This is a genomic window from Bacillus sp. UNC437CL72CviS29 (assembly GCF_000482345.1).
In the GTDB taxonomy this organism is placed as follows: Bacteria; Bacillota; Bacilli; order Bacillales; family Bacillaceae_G; genus Bacillus_A; species Bacillus_A arachidis.
Genome location: NZ_KI535304.1, coordinates 175,489 through 191,089, shown reverse-complemented (window position 1 = coordinate 191,089; position 15,601 = coordinate 175,489). Strand labels below are relative to the sequence as shown.

At 37.4% G+C, this 15,601-nt stretch carries 7 protein-coding genes, 1 pseudogene and 1 other annotated feature; of the genes and pseudogenes, 2 read left to right on the top strand and 6 right to left on the bottom strand.

All coding sequences use genetic code 11. The features are described 5' to 3' along the window. Positions 1-28: 28 nt before the first annotated feature. Together M014_RS29460 and M014_RS0125125 are read right to left on the bottom strand one after the other, a co-directional pair. Entirely contained in the window at positions 29-8,257 is an 8,229-nt protein-coding gene (locus M014_RS29460; RefSeq protein ID WP_026594150.1) for a carboxypeptidase regulatory-like domain-containing protein, read from the bottom strand. 115 nt (positions 8,258-8,372) lie between these two features. After that, complete coding sequence (locus M014_RS0125125) at positions 8,373-8,675, bottom strand: MTH1187 family thiamine-binding protein (RefSeq protein ID WP_026594149.1); 303 nt, start codon at positions 8,673-8,675, stop codon at positions 8,373-8,375. Between the two features lie 188 nt (positions 8,676-8,863). Here M014_RS0125125 and M014_RS0125120 point away from each other — a divergent pair, with 188 nt between their 5' ends. Further along, entirely contained in the window at positions 8,864-9,559 is a 696-nt protein-coding gene (locus tag M014_RS0125120; protein WP_026594148.1) for a hypothetical protein, read from the top strand. 126 nt (positions 9,560-9,685) lie between these two features. Continuing rightward, a complete protein-coding gene (locus tag M014_RS0125115) occupies positions 9,686-10,444 on the top strand; it encodes a TrmB family transcriptional regulator (protein WP_026594147.1) in 759 nt (252 codons plus the stop codon). A 278-nt stretch (positions 10,445-10,722) separates the two neighbouring features. Here the strand turns inward: M014_RS0125115 and M014_RS0125105 are convergent, their stop codons facing one another. The 4 genes and pseudogenes from M014_RS0125105 to M014_RS0125090 all read right to left on the bottom strand — a co-directional run bounded on the left by M014_RS0125105 (position 10,723) and on the right by M014_RS0125090 (position 15,578). After that, positions 10,723-11,895, bottom strand: coding sequence for an MFS transporter (locus M014_RS0125105; RefSeq protein WP_026594146.1), 1,173 nt, complete (start codon positions 11,893-11,895; stop codon positions 10,723-10,725). Between the two features lie 153 nt (positions 11,896-12,048). Further along, entirely contained in the window at positions 12,049-13,362 is a 1,314-nt protein-coding gene (locus M014_RS0125100) for an APC family permease (protein WP_026594145.1), read from the bottom strand. Positions 13,363-13,427: 65 nt separating this feature from the next. Further along, positions 13,428-13,665: a binding site (T-box leader), on the bottom strand. Between the two features lie 269 nt (positions 13,666-13,934). Beyond that, positions 13,935-14,609, bottom strand: a pseudogene (locus tag M014_RS0125095) (hypothetical protein); the annotation flags it as partial. A 186-nt stretch (positions 14,610-14,795) separates the two neighbouring features. After that, positions 14,796-15,578, bottom strand: a complete 783-nt coding sequence (locus M014_RS0125090; RefSeq protein WP_026594143.1) for a membrane protein insertase YidC — start codon at positions 15,576-15,578, stop codon at positions 14,796-14,798. Positions 15,579-15,601 lie beyond the last annotated feature (23 nt).

Genomic DNA, 15,601 nt, shown 5'->3' with positions numbered 1-15,601 from the left:
TTAAAGATAGACTTTCATTTCTTAATACTTATTTTATTTTTATAATCCAAACACAGCTTAGATCTATTGTTATATACTGTAATCCCTCTAACACTGCTTCATAGGAGAATATTGCAAAATTCTTATTTTCATCCAATTTCACTAAATGAAATATTGTTGGATTTGAAGCACAAGGAAGACTTAATGCCTTTCCTGTCTCTTTTAAAAGAATAATATATATTGCTTTTCTTGGAAAGGGTGGAATAAAGGTTGGATCTAAGCCAACTGTAACACGAGTTATTTCACCTAACTCCACGTTCACTGTAATTGTCTTTGTTTGAAAAGGTTGTGCCAAAATTATCAGAGTGTAAGAACCGGCAGCAAGAGAAGAAATACTAAAATCCCCAAATCTATCTGTATACACAGTAACTATCGTACCAAAAGAATTTCGCACTTCAACTGTAGCATTTACAACCGGTTCATTCGTAAGTTGGTTATATACGTTCCCTTTAATTTCTCCAAAACTATCCCATTCTAAAATAAAATCTATATTTGTCAACTGCTCACCAGCACGTACCGTTATAAATCGTGTTACACTCTGAAAACCTTTTGCTGAAACAATAACCTGAAGCGTCCCGGATGGCATATTTCCAACAATATACATTCCATTTGCATCCGATACACCAGAATTGATGAATACTCCACTTTGATCTAATACTCGGACAAGAGCATTATTGACTGGATTTCCATTTCGATCAATGATCTCTCCTTGAATAGATGCATGATTTGTAATCAATTGAAAATCAACTTGAGCAGCGGTCCCTGGTGTTAATGAAATATTAAGACTACTTGCGATGTAGCCTTGCGTAATTGCAACAACCGTATGCGTTCCCTCTGCTAATCCTGTTATGCTATACCTTCCTTCTGTATTTGAAATTGCATTGGTAATAAATTGACCATTTGCATTTAGTACTTGAACCACAGCACCAATAAGCGGTGCACTTGAATTCGCGTCAACTACTGTTCCTGCGATAGAAGCTGGATAAGGCTGTAAAGTAACACTTATTATCTTTGTTTCATTTGCTACTACCGTCACAGATACAACAACATTTTGATAATTAGCATTAATAAATACCAGTGTATAATTTCCTCGGGTAATATTATCAATAAAATAATTCCCTGTTACATCTGTCTGTACTTCTCGAAGTACAATCCCACTTTCACTAGTAAGTCTAATCAATGTATCTACTAGAGGCAACTCTAATGCCTCATCCACTACCGTACCTCTTACAGCCCCAACTAAGCTTGATAGAGATAATGCAACAGTGGCTGTTTCGTTTATTACTACTTGAACAGAAGCTACGTTACTTCCATAGTCTTCCGCAAAAGCAACGACTGCATAAAATCCTGGGTTTAAGTTTGGAGCTACAAAATTCCCACCTGTATCTGTTACTGTAGTCAATACAATTGGTCCTGATGGATTAATCAAACGGATTTGAATGGCTGCTCCTTTAATAGGTAAACCAGTCTCGCTATCTTGAACAGCTCCAGCAATCGCCCCTGTATTCCCCATTAATTGTAAAGAAACATCCGTCGTACCTCCTGATGCTACAACTCCACTCGAGATCCCCTGACCAAATCCAGTAGCATTAACTAAAATTGTGTATGCTCCTGGCGTAAGAGATTCCACGCGGTAACTTCCATCATTTTGCGTCAGAACCTTCGTAATCACTGCGGTTGTACCATCAATTACAGTAATAACTGCTCCACTTATTGGAAAACCTTGAATATCGGTAATCGTTCCAACAATGCGACCAGGATTTAACTGTAATGACAATATAATATCAACAGTCGTATTTAGAGGAATAATGGCTGCACGAGAAATTGAGGTATATCCCTCTGCAGTTGCTATCACATTTACGGTACCAACAAGAAGACTTTCAATGCGAAATCGACCGCTCTCATCTGTAACTGCTGTTCCGATAATAAAACCATTTATATCTGTAATCTTCACGCTACTTCCTACAATTGGTTCATTCGTCCCAAACTCTACAACAGTTCCAGCAATGGCTCCTGCCGCTGCTAGTAAAGACACCTCTACATTTGTTACCTCATTTGCTTTTACATTTGCCCCTACTGTATTTGTTTGGTACTGAGGAGCACTTGCCGTCAAGACATAAGATCCAGGAACTAATCCTGTTACTACAAATACACCTGTATGGTCTGCTTGCACTTTACGAAGCAACTGCCCATTTATATTAAAAACTTGAATTGTAACAGCTATATTTACAATTGGCATTCCTGAGGTATCCGTCACAGTTCCAGCAATCGTTCCTATCAAAAAATGTAAATCTATATTCGCTTCTGTGACCATATTCACTTGTAGAACTGCTCCTACTTGATTTACTCCAAAACCTGAAGCACTAGCAGAGACTGTATAGGCTCCAGGAGCGATATTTTCAAACATATATGTTCCATCGCTTTTGGTGACTGTCGATACAATAAATACATTATCTTCAAGTAGAGAAACTGTTACCCCTACCAATGATATCCCATCTCCCGTGATAGTACCTACGATTTTTCCAACATCTCTACTTAATTCAAAGTTAAAGTTCGTTATATTTTGTCCTGGAGCCACTATCAACCCTTTACTTACATGTGCAAATTGAGGAGCCGATGCTACTACTGTATACGATCCTGCTGGTAATCCCCCCATTACATAATTTCCATTCACATCCGTTACCGTGGATCCAATTAAAATTCCACTTTGATTGAAGAAAGAAAGACCAGCATTATTTATAGGGTTTCCATTTAATTCTGTAACCGTCCCTGAAACTATAGCTGGATCGAGAAGCAAAATAACCTCGACATTCGTTATCTCTCCAGGGACAATAATTGCTCCAACCGTTTGAGATTCATAATTTAAATTAGACGCTACTACTGTATAGTTCCCGGATACTAAGCTTGAAATGTTAAACTGCCCCGTTCCATCAGTCGTTCTGCGTGCTACAGCTAGTGTACCGCCACTTGGAAATACTTCCACAAGCGCTCCTACAAGCGGTGTATTTGTTTCACTATCCTTCACAGTTCCTACAAGAGTACCTGGAATTCCACTTAAAACAAAATTTACAGTTGCTGTTTCATTAGGCGTTGCTGTAAAAGCAATTTGCTGTCTCTCAAAGTTTGGGTGAATAGCAACAATTGTGTATGCTCCGGGTGTAATTCCAGTAAAGCCATATAAACCATTTGCATTTGTTTCCGTTGCCTGCGTAAGTGCATTATTACTATCAAATAATCGAACAATCGTACTTGGAAGCGGTATCGCACTACTATCTGTCACCGTTCCTCGCAAGAAAGCTGTATTGGGTGAAAGAACAAAATTCAATATCGTTGTTGTATCACTTGTTACCAAAACCGAAGAAGTTTGATCACCATATTCACTACTAAATGCAGTTAATACATACGTACCAGGAGATAACCCACTTGTTATATATCTTCCTTCACTATCTGTTAATAATGTTTGAATAACAGGGCCGCTTATTGTTAAATAACGAACCTGAATATTAATATTCCTTAAAGGCACCCCGTCCATTAGGTCTTCTGTTACAACTCCTGAAACATATCCTGGGTCTGGAGATAATACAAAACTAGCCAATGCCTCTGTATCCGAAATGACATTTACCGTTAATACAGCGGTTGAATATTGAGGTTCACTTGCTACTACACGATAAGAACCCGGCGCCAATCCATCTACATGATATCTTCCTGTTTGCCCCACCACAGTAGTTGCAATTACAATGTTTCCTAATGTTGTAATAACGATATTCGCACCAGGAAGTGGTAAAGCGGTGTTGAAATCTGTTACAAACCCTGTAATTACACCAGCATCTTCCTGCAAAGCAATTGAAACATTTTGTATCTCATCTGCCAATAATGTGGTCGTTGTTCCTGAACTTCCATAAGACGGAGCTACAACTGTAATATTCACTATTCCGTGCGGTAAGTTCCTAATAGTATAATTACCATTCTCATCTGTGATACCTTTTCCTAAGAAGATACCCGTATTAGATGTTACTGTAACCGTACTACCGCTAATGCCCGCTCCTGTTTGTTTATCTGTAATAGTGCCGATAATCGTACCTAATAAAGAGGCTAACGGAACAATTATATTGGTTGTTTGATTAGCTTCTACCATTACAGATACTGTTCTTCCCCCATAATTAGGTGCTGTTACATTTAACAAATACTGTCCTAGTGCCAAGCCTTGTATAACAAATGTTCCATCTGGATTTGCTAAAAAAGATTGAAGTGATATTCCCGTTCCATTTAATAAACGAACTTGAATATTTGCCCCTATAACTGGATTTTGATTCTCATCGACTACTGTACCGTTAATACTCCCTACTGTACTTGTTAATGAAATATTCGCTCCTGTTATCTCATCACTTCTTACAATTACTCCTGTAATTTCCGTAGCATAATTCGTTACAGTAGCTGCAACTGTATAGTTTCCTTCTTTTAATCCTGAAACAATAACGTTACCAAATGGACTTGTTACAGTAGATGCAATTAACACATCTTGGCTGTTTCTAATTAAAACTGTTGCTCCTGCTAATGGATTTTCCGTCATTTCATCTGTAACTTGGGCAGATATTGCCCCTGGATTTGACTGTAATATAAAATCAAAATTTGTAACGCTCTGATTTGCATTAACAAATATTCCACGTTGTTCACTCTGAAACTTTGGAGCTGTAGCAATAACGTTGTAACTACCTGGTGGTATACTTCCAATACTGTATCGTCCCTCTTGATTCGTTAAGCCAATACCAATAATCGTTTCACCAGCATCTATTATTTTGACCGTAGCATTTACAATAGGATCTCCAGCGTTACTTTGAATCATTCCTTGAATTTGAGCCGGATTTGGATTTATTGTTAAATTTACAATTGGCGTTTGAGCAGAAATAACAGTCACTCCTGCCTGAGATACTGCATAATTTTGTGCTACCGCCTTTATAATGTACATACCGGGTGCTAAATTCATAAATTGATAGTTTCCGTTTTCATCTACTGCGATACTATTAATAAATAAGTTATCTGTTGTATACAACTGTACAATGGCGTCTATGTTGGTAGGTGTTATAACTCCTGTAATTTGTCCCGGATTTGGTTGCAGCACTACTGAAACAGGCGTTGTAACATCAGCTGTCACAATCGCTCCAATGATTTGATTTTGATAATCTTGAGCAATGACCGTAACTGTATACATACCAGGAGATAAGCCGACTGTCATAAAACTTCCGTTTGTATCAGTAAGAACTGTATCTACCAATACTCCATTACTATCCGAAATGTTAGCAGCCGCTCCTGGTATAGGAGCATTTGTTATGACACCTTTTACATTGCCCATAATAAACCCCGGATCTGGTAACAACGCTATATTAGCTGTGTCTATTTCTCCAGGTGTCAACTTAATTGTCATAATATTAACTTGAAAATTTGCTGCGGATACTACAACACTATACGTACCAGACCCTAAATTTTGAACAGAATAAATGCCATTCCTATCACTGAAAACAGAGGCAATTAACACCCCATTCGCATCAAGCACCCGCACTTCTACATTCGTACTGGCAATAGGCGTTCCGGTTTGTGCATTTGTAATTGTGCCTGTAATCGTTGCTGGAATTGGTAACAATACAAAATTAAGATTAGAAGGAGTGTTTGCTGAAATAACGGTTCCTTTCATACTCGTTTGAAAATCAGTAGCGGATACTGTTACGTTATATGCTCCCCGCGCTAAATTTTGGATCGTATATACTCCATTACTATCCGTTACACTGCGAGCTACAATCGTATCAGAAACCCCATCCCGAACAACGACTACCGCTCCTGCCATAGGTTGATTTCCTCCGCTAACACTACCTAGCAAACTACCTGGTAATAGAGATAATGATCCATTTACATTAATTATCGTATTCGCTTGTATGATGGCTCCAATTGTTTGTGTACCATAATTTTCATCAGTAAATGTTACCGTATAATTACCTGGTACCAATCCTGCCATCGTATAGTTACCCGTACTATCAGTAACGGTATTGGCTATTAAAACATTATTTAAGAATATAGCAACTGCCGCCGTACTTATTGGTATATTGGTTTGACTATCAATCACAGTTCCTATTACACTTCCTGCTAAAGGAAAAAGAGCAACGTTTGTCGTTGATACTTGATTAGAAACAATTATAGCTCCAATTGTTTGTGTACCATATCCCTCTGCAGCAAATGTCACAGAGTATGTTCCTTGAGATAAGGATGGAATTGTGTATTCTCCCGTATTATTTGTTTGCACTGTCGTAACAGTAATACCAAACTGATTCACGACACGTATTGTTACTCGGTTAACCCCTGTACCCGTTTTAGAATCTGTCACAGTCCCTGATAATGTTCCTGGATTAGCTGTTAAGTCTATATCAACATTTGTTGTTTGATTTGAAGATACTGTGCTCCCTACCGTTTGTGTATCATAATTTACTGCATTTACTGAAATGCAGTAAGCCCCTGGTGCTAATGCATTAAATATATATACTCCTGTACCATCCGTAGTTGTTGTACCAACAAGGATTCCATTATTATCACGTAAAATAGCAGTTGCTCCTACTATAGCTATATTGGTTACACTATCTCTCACAAACCCTTGCATACTACCAGGGTTAGAAATAAGCAAACAATCTACTGTTACGCTTGCATTTGCTGGCACTAATACCGACTGTACTTGAGATTGATAAGTAGTTGCAGACACCGCGACATGATAAGTTCCAGGTACAATAGAATTAACTACATATTGACCGCTACCATCTGTTATCGTTTGTGTTATGATTGCACCTAACACATTTGTAACCGTTACAGTTGCACCATCGATTGGTGTATTAGTTTGGTTATTCCTAACAGTTCCTTGAATATTACCTGGAACAGGAGATAAAGTTATATTTAACACCGACGTTACATTAGATTGAATAGAGAGAGGTTGTGAAATGGTAGTATAATTTGAAGTCATAATTTGCACGACAGAATTCGTATTCGGCGCAATATCCGTTAAGCTATATATACCAGAAGCATCTGTTACAGTTGTTGCCACTGGATTCCCGTTTAATAAAATTTGAACATTTGCTCCATTAATAGGTACTCCTGTTACACTATCAGTCACAGTACCAGTCACTCCTCCAGTCGCTTGAGCAGTGACTGTAAGGCTGCTTTGAACAGCAGCAAGCGCTCCACCTGAATAACTATCAATTCCTGTAGCTGTTGCTGTATTTAATGTACGGCTTCCAGGTATAGTAAAACTGCCTTTTTGACCAAATTGTAACGTAGCGCTCGAACCAGCAGGTAAATTCCCGATATTCCATGTTATGGTATCCCCATTAATTACTGTCGTTCCAAGTGAGACACTCGTGATTTGAACAGAGTTAAGAAGATCTAGAGAAATAACATCATTGACAAACACTGTCGTCGCTGTGCTTTTACCAACATTCGTTACTCGAATACTTCCCGCCCATTGTCCTTGCACTCCATTTAAAATGAAAGTTGGCCCAGATATTAATGTTTTTTCTATGCTCAATTCCGCTCTTACATCTCCTTTACTTGCAAGAAGTGAATTCGATTGTGCATGTTCAAATGGAAATCCTTCTGCTGTTTGCAAAGAATCCTTATTATAATTATTAGAATTTGCAGAGGTAAAGGCGAGTAGACGGACGTTTGAATTTATAGTAATTCCTAAAAAAGAAAATAAAGTAGAAGTATCTATGAAAAAATCTAAAAAATAATCTGGATTTCCGCCTAAACTAGAATCGGCTTGTACAACGCGAGCTACGTCAAAGTTTACAATCGGTCGACTAAAATTAGGCGCACCTCGCCCATCTATTCCTTCAGCAGAATCGTTCCAAGAATTGAACTCCTCTATTACATTTTGAATTAAGTTTACTGAATTCCGATTCCCATCTACATTTAATAACCATTGATATGTGCCCACTGTACCCGTTGTATTAAACAAAATACCCCACGCATAGTTTTGGAAACCTGTTAGCTTACTGTTACGTGGATCTGCGTTTAAGCGTAAGCGAAAGTATATATTTACTCCATCGTATGCGTAGTAAAGCGCCGGAAACGAAGAAGTACCAACAATATCCGTACTTGCAGGAGACTGATCTCCGACAATATCAGTATATACATTTCCATTCACTAAAACTGGCGTAAATTGTACACCACTTGGAAATCCCAAGTCAGAACACTCCTTTCTTTTTAAGTTTTTATTATCTTATTAGCTCGTTTTCTATAAGTGCCTGTTCTCATACGTACAAAAAAAGCAACCCCATTGGGTTGCTTTTCATTCCATCCTATAGCTTCGATTTTACAGAGTTTAATTTCTTCTCCATTGTGCTCTCTTTATCACGACGATCATCAATACGAATTGTTGTCGCTACACGCTTTGCACCTTTTGTATATGGTACTTCATGCATTTGTTCAATCACTTCAAGTAATACAGGAAGATCTCCTTCAATTACTGTATTCATCGGTGTTAATTGATACTTCACGCGGTCCGCATTTTTCTCTAACACTTTTTGTACTTCTGCTACGTATTCACTTACGCTTGGATTACCTGTTCCAACTGGAATAATCGATACATCAACAATTGCCATGATAGTTTCCCTCCTATATTTGCTTCATTTCTATTGTACAAAACTCTCTCCTACTTTACTAACCATAACTATACTTTTCATTTATTTTTCATAATATGCTTATTCGCAGTAATCCTTCTCCATCTGTTGTGCATATATTGATGTTATCCTTTTTTAATCACCTTATCCTTTTGAAAGGAAGTGGACACATGAAAAAGTTATTTCTTACTTTATTAGCTATTCCTCTTCTATTTGGAGCAACAGCGTGTGACACAGGGCAGAAGGACACAAAGCCCGCAGAAAAATCTGAAGCGAAGCCTGAGCCAAAGCCAGCCCCTACACCTAGTCCAACCCCACAACCTATCCCAACTCCACCACCTAATCCAACCCCACCACCTAATCCAACTCCGCCACCTAATCCAACTCCGCCACCTAATCCAACTCCGCCACCTAATCCAACTCCGCCACCAGCTTCAGTAGATACGGCTCAAATCATGCAAAAGCTAGTAAATGCAATTAACTCAGTTGGCAGTTCAAATGGTATTAGCATCAGTAACATTAAACTCTTTTCTGAAACAACACAAATCGCGACATATAATGGAACATTTAATACTACATTTGGATTAGGCGTTTCCATTTATAAAGCAACTGGTGGAATTGCCGCTGTTGCTATCGCTGGATCAGGTACATCTAAGGAACAAATCGATGCCTTTTATTCCACAATAAAGACTGTTATTCGTTCTCTAGATTCATCTCTAAGCGAACAAGATTTAAATAACATATTAGAAAGACTTGGTTCGAAAGATTACTTTCAAACCAAGCAATTCTCAACTCAAGCAATTAACGGTACATTAACTGTTACTGAAAACAATGGTGCGCTCATGTTCAAAGCGATTCATAACTAAACCGACACCAGAATAGGATCCATTCGGATTCTATTCTTTTTTTCTTGGTTAAAAAGTGAAGCACTTGTGTAAATGGACATACTTCTTTATTCTTATGTATAGAATCTATCTTGTTCGGGAGGCATTATGTTACAAAAATTCGGTTTCTCTCAATATGAAAGCCAGGCATATGAAGTCGTAGTATCAAGCGATGAACCACTAGATGCAACAACAATTGTAAAGCATTCGGGTGTTCCAAAAGCGAAAATATATGAAGTATTAGCACGGCTCATCGATAAAGGAATGGTTATGGATTCCGTCTCAGAAAAGAAAAAACTATATACAGCCCTGCCACTAGACCTTGCCATTCAAAAATTAACGACAGAATTCCAATCAAATATTAAAGAACTCCAAACAAACATTTCAAAACGCTCCTTTATAGATGACCGTGTTTGGAGCTTAAAAATGCAATCTTCTATTCAAGTTCAAAGCAAACAAATCGTAGCAGAGGCTAAACACTCCATTCGCATTTCCGCTTGGAATGATACATTTTTGGGGTATCTTCCTTTACTTGAAGAAAAAGCAAAGCAAGGTGTTGATATTGAGGCACTTGTAGTTGGCAATGTGGAGACAGAACTGACAAAGGTTCACTTTCTCATTCCAACCGAAGAACCTAACGCATTAGAACGTTACTTATTGCTTATCGTGGATGATCGAGAAATTTTATTTGCTGGGATGGAACAAGAATCTTGGCAAGCAATGAAAACAATGTCTCAGCCATTCGTAAAGTTCTTTACAGAGTTTTTCTACCACGATGTCGCGCTTGCAAAAATTACAGAGAAGCATCATGACCTCTTTATGAACGATGAGGAAATACGAAGCATTTTAATGAAGCTGAGATATTAAAAATAGCAAAGGTCCTTCCTCTGCTATTTTTTATTTTGCTGTTTTATCTCTTCCAACAATTTGATTATCTTTTCATTTTGTTTTAACTGTTCTTCAGAATTGAGATACATGAGCCGAATCCACCGAAAAACAAATACAATTAAAAGAATAGGGATTAACGCAAAAAAAGTTCCTATACTAGATGTTATTATATCCATATTCATATCTATCACGCCTTTCCATTTAAATCCTCTTCACATTAACAATATTTCACATCAAGCCCAATAAAAAAGAACCTATCAAACGATAGATTCCTTCTTTACCATATGAGTAGATTGCCCTCTCGTGATCGAGAAAATTGCGCAAAGTAATGCTAAAATCACAAAACCTCCGCCTACCCAAGCATTATATATAACAGACGATTGTTCAATAACAGCTCCGCCCACTGTTGAGCCAAGTGCAATACCTAAATGAAGCGCGGAGTTATTTAAGCTTTGCTGGATACCGGCTGATTCGGGTGCAATTTCAATTAAATAATTTTGCTGTGCTGGTGAAATCCCCCAGCTTAACATGCTCCAAAGTCCCATCATGATGATAAATAAAGGGAATGAGAATGTCATCATCGGTAAGGTGAAGATGGCACATGCAAAGACGATAATAATAGAGATAATACTTTTCTTAGAGCCCCACTTATCTGCAAGCCAACCACCAAAGCCGCCACCAATTACTGCTGCAATACCGAAAATAAAGTAAAATGCGCTAATCCAGTTCGCTTCCACATGCATCACATCTTTTAAAAACGGTGTTAAATATGCATATAGTGTTAAATGTCCTGTTAAAAATAAAAATGATGTTAACTGCGCACTCACGATCTTTTTATCTTTCAAGGTAGCAATCTGTTCTCTTACAGACAATATCGCTACCGGTGGAACCTTTGTTAAGAATAAAGAAATACTAGCAATTGCAATAACTGTTAATACAGAAATTAAAACAAATGGTGCACGCCACCCGTATGCATTCCCAAGCACAAGGCCTAATGGTACGCCCAGTACAAGCGATCCGCTAATTCCCATAAAAATAATTCCGATTGCACGCGCACGGAAATGCGGCTCTACAACACTAGAAGCTAGCGTTACTGACAATGCAATAATAAGAGATCCACTTGCCGCACAAATGACCCTTGAAAACATAAGCATTGTATAATTCAAACTAAACGCTGAAACAATATTCCCGATCAAGAAAACAGATAATGCTCCAATATATAAGGTTTTACGCTCAATTTTTCCTGTCACTGCTAATAGAATTGGCCCTGAAAGAGCAAATACAACTGAGAATATTGTAATAAGTTGACCTGCCGCACTAATGGATACACCTAAATCATCAGCTACCAAATCCAGCGTGCCCCCAATAATTAACTCAACCGTCCCGACTACGAATGCCGCAATGGCTAAAATATATACACGAAAATTCAAGTTTTTCCCCACACTTTCTCTCGTTCTCTTTTGGTTACTACAACTATAGTAACCAAAAAGATATTTGCAATCAAGTGTAAATCCTTCCACATATCAATAACAATTTTTTACAAAGAAAAAAAGCAGGCGTATCATACGTCTGCTTTTTAACTCTTACATCTCAGTTTCTTTTTTCTTATTTAAATACCAATAAACTGGAAGGCCTGTAAACACCATTCCAATGGATAAGAAACAACTTAGCGGATCATTAATAATCGCACTTCCAATTACAAATAATGACCCTAAAATCGCTAAAATTGGTACGATTGGAAATAACGGCACGCTGTATGCACGGTCTTTTCCTTCATTTCGTTTTCGTAAAATAAAGACACCGATAAATGTCATCACATAGAAAATATAAATGATAAACACGGAAATCTCAGAGAGCTTATTTGGATCACTAATAATCATTAAAATAATCCCTAATATAATTTCAAAAGTAATTGCATTTGCAGGTGTTTTAAATTTCTCATGTGCTTTTGCAATGAACTTAGAAAATGGAAGTTGTCCACGTTCCGCCATTGACATTGGAATGCGCGGGAATGTTAAAATTTTTCCGTTTAAACAACCGAAAATAGAAATGATAATACCAATACTAATAATTTTTCCGCCATATTCTCCAAGAAGCATATTAGCCGCTGTCGCTGTTGCATTTTCTCCAAGATCTACAATTTTCGCTGCTGGTAACACTTTTAATAATGCCAAGTTAATTAATACATAAGCAGCTGTTACAATTAAAATCCCCACTGTCATTGCCTTAGGTAATAACTTTGTCGGATTCTTCATTTCACCACCAATAGAAGCCAGTAAAATCCAACCATCATATGCAAATAGCGTTGCTAAAATCGCCATTCCAATACTTTGATTCTCTGATAATGGTACAACTACATTAAAGATATCACTATTCCCTTTCCAAAAACCTAACACAACAATTAATACAATTGGAATCATCTTTCCGACCGTCGTAATTGTTTGGACAATGCCCCCATATTTTGTTCCCATACTATTTACAATACCAAGGAATACAACTGTTCCAATTGCAATTGGTAAATTCCATGATTTATCTAAATAGAAAAAGTTAATCATTAATGAACTAAAATACAAACCTAATGTCCCAATAATAGCTGGGCCATAAACAATTGTTTGCATCCACCCAGATAAGTACCCCCAAAAACTCCCATAAATCTCCTCTAAATACGTATACAATCCACCATTTTTTGGAATTTGCGCTCCGATTTCAGCTACCGTTAAACCACTAGCCAATGTTAACAAGCCACCTATTACCCAAGCGAGAATTGCCATATTAGAACTCCCTGAGTAATCTAATACACTTCCTGGCTTCATAAATACACCAGACCCAATAATAGTCCCAACAACGATAGATAGTGCTACAGTTAAACCAATTTTGTTTTTCTCATCATGATGCATACCGCATTTCCTCCTTCCAATCCTAGTGTGGTGCAAAAATGAAATAAAAAAACACTCCTCCCTAAAAAAGGGACGAGTGTTGTATTCGTGGTTCCACCCTTGTTTAATTGATAAAATAAAGCATACTTCACCAATTTCTCAAGTCTAGATAACGGTGTTTGCCGGCAAGCAATTACTAGTTGTTCGTTCACTGCTGCAGTTCAGAGGTGGTAATCTATTTTTCCGTATTAGGAAGCTCACAGCCAAAGGCCTCCCTCTCTGAGAATCGTAAAAAATTGATTGTGTCCTCATCATCACTTCTTGATGTCGAATTTTGTAGTTATTGTTCATTATATTGAATTTTTAGAAATAATCAATATATTTTTATGTAACATACAAAAAATATTTCTTCTTGATATTATAACAGAACCTAATACATTTCTCTAATTTCCGATAAAAAAAGACAGATTTCTTTAAGAGAGAAATCTGTCCTCGAATACACTTTATGTCGTTTCTTTCGGTTGCCCAAACGAAAGAGACCTCTATCAATAGTTTTTACACTTTCTATATTTCCATTAGTTACTCGCTTTCTTCATCGAAAATTTATGATCCTTAATTGGAAAATCGACACCTAGATCAGCTAATTGTGCTTTTGCTTTGTCCATAATTGCTTTTGCTTTTTCTTTCGTCTGATCATCAAGGTTTGCAAACATTTCTTCTCGCTTCCCTTTTTCAGGAAGGTTCACACCTAGTTCAGCCAATTTCTCTTTTACTTGTTCACGTGTTAATGTTCCTGCTTTCTTTTGCTTCATAATTGCTTTTGCTTTTTCTTTCGTCTGATCATCAAGGTTTGCGAACATTTCTCCTCGCTTCCCTTTTTCAGGAAGATTCACACCTAGTTCAGCTAATTTTGTTTTTACTTGTTCATGCGTTAATGTTCCTGCTTTCTTCTGCTCTATAATCGTTTTTACTTTTTCTTTCGTCTGATCATCAAGGTTTGCGAACATTTCTCCTCGCTTCCCTTTTTCAGGAAGATTCACACCTAATTCAGCTAATTGCTTTTTAGCGTTCTCCATAATTGTTTTTACTTGTTGTTTCGTTGCTTCATCCAATTTTTGATTCGAATTCCCTTTTGTCGTTTGGTCTGATACTACTGTAGAATTTGCATCGTTAGTTGCTGCGAAAGCAGGGATACCTGCTCCCCCCATGATTCCTAGTGATAAAGCTCCGGCAGCTACTAAATATCCAACTGTTTTTTTCTTCTTCATAGGAAACTTCCTCCTTCATTTTGTATCACATAGATTTCGAAAACTTGTACACTTTCGTATACACTGCATATACTAAAATTGCTTTCTTAACTTTTCCTTAACTACTTTTAAAAGAATTTCCAACCATAAATGTAATAGCAAACTTCAGTAGCACAAAAAAGCCACTCCTAAATGAGTGGCTTCCTTCTATGCATTTTGTAATTGTCCTTCTTCACGTTCCATCACTTTTCTGAGTACAATCATTTGTGTCATTGTAAATAGATTACCTGTAATCCAATACAAGACAAGTCCTGATGGTGCAGCAAATCCCATAAATAAGATCATTGCTGGCATCATAACTTGCTGCATTTTAAGCATTGAAACCTGCTCTCCTGCTGCTATATTTGACTGCATAATTTTCATTTGAATAAACGTGGTTAACGCTGCGATAATCGGTAAAATATGATACGGATCTGCATGTCCTAAGTTTACCCATAAAAATGAAGATGTACGAATCTCTTCAGTCCGGCTAATCGCATAATACAATGCTGAGAAAATTGGCATTTGTATAAAGATTGGCCAGCACCCAGCGAGTGGGTTCCAACCGCCTGCTTTCATTAGTTCTGACATTTCTTTTTGATACTGTTTTTGTTTTTCAATATCTTTGCTTACATCACCGTGCTTTTTCTTTAGCTTCTGCAATTCAGGCTGCATTTTTTTCATTTTCATTTGACTGCGATATTGCGAAACAGCTAATGGAATCATCGCTGAACGAACCACAAGCGTAATGATAATGATTGCAATACCAAAGCTTCCGCTAGGCACATGATGAGCAACAAATTGAAGCATAAATGAGATTGGATAAACAAAATAATGGTCCCAAAGCCCTGCACTATTTGCATCAATTGGACCGCTATTACTACAACCAGATAAAACAAAAACAAATAATAATGATAAACTAACGAGCACAGCTCGGTATGATTTTAACATGTTCATTCCTCCAATGTTTCGTA

Excerpts from the sequence above, each read along its gene's own strand:
- M014_RS0125115 (WP_026594147.1), top strand. The coding sequence starts at position 9,686 with ATGTTACAAAAATTCGGTTTCTCTCAATATGAAAGCCAGGCATATGAA.
- M014_RS0125125 (WP_026594149.1), bottom strand. The coding sequence starts at position 8,675 with ATGGCAATTGTTGATGTATCGATTATTCCAGTTGGAACAGGTAATCCA.
- M014_RS0125120 (WP_026594148.1), top strand. The coding sequence starts at position 8,864 with ATGAAAAAGTTATTTCTTACTTTATTAGCTATTCCTCTTCTATTTGGA.
- M014_RS0125090 (WP_026594143.1), bottom strand. The coding sequence starts at position 15,578 with ATGTTAAAATCATACCGAGCTGTGCTCGTTAGTTTATCATTATTATTT.
- M014_RS0125100 (WP_026594145.1), bottom strand. The coding sequence starts at position 13,362 with ATGCATCATGATGAGAAAAACAAAATTGGTTTAACTGTAGCACTATCT.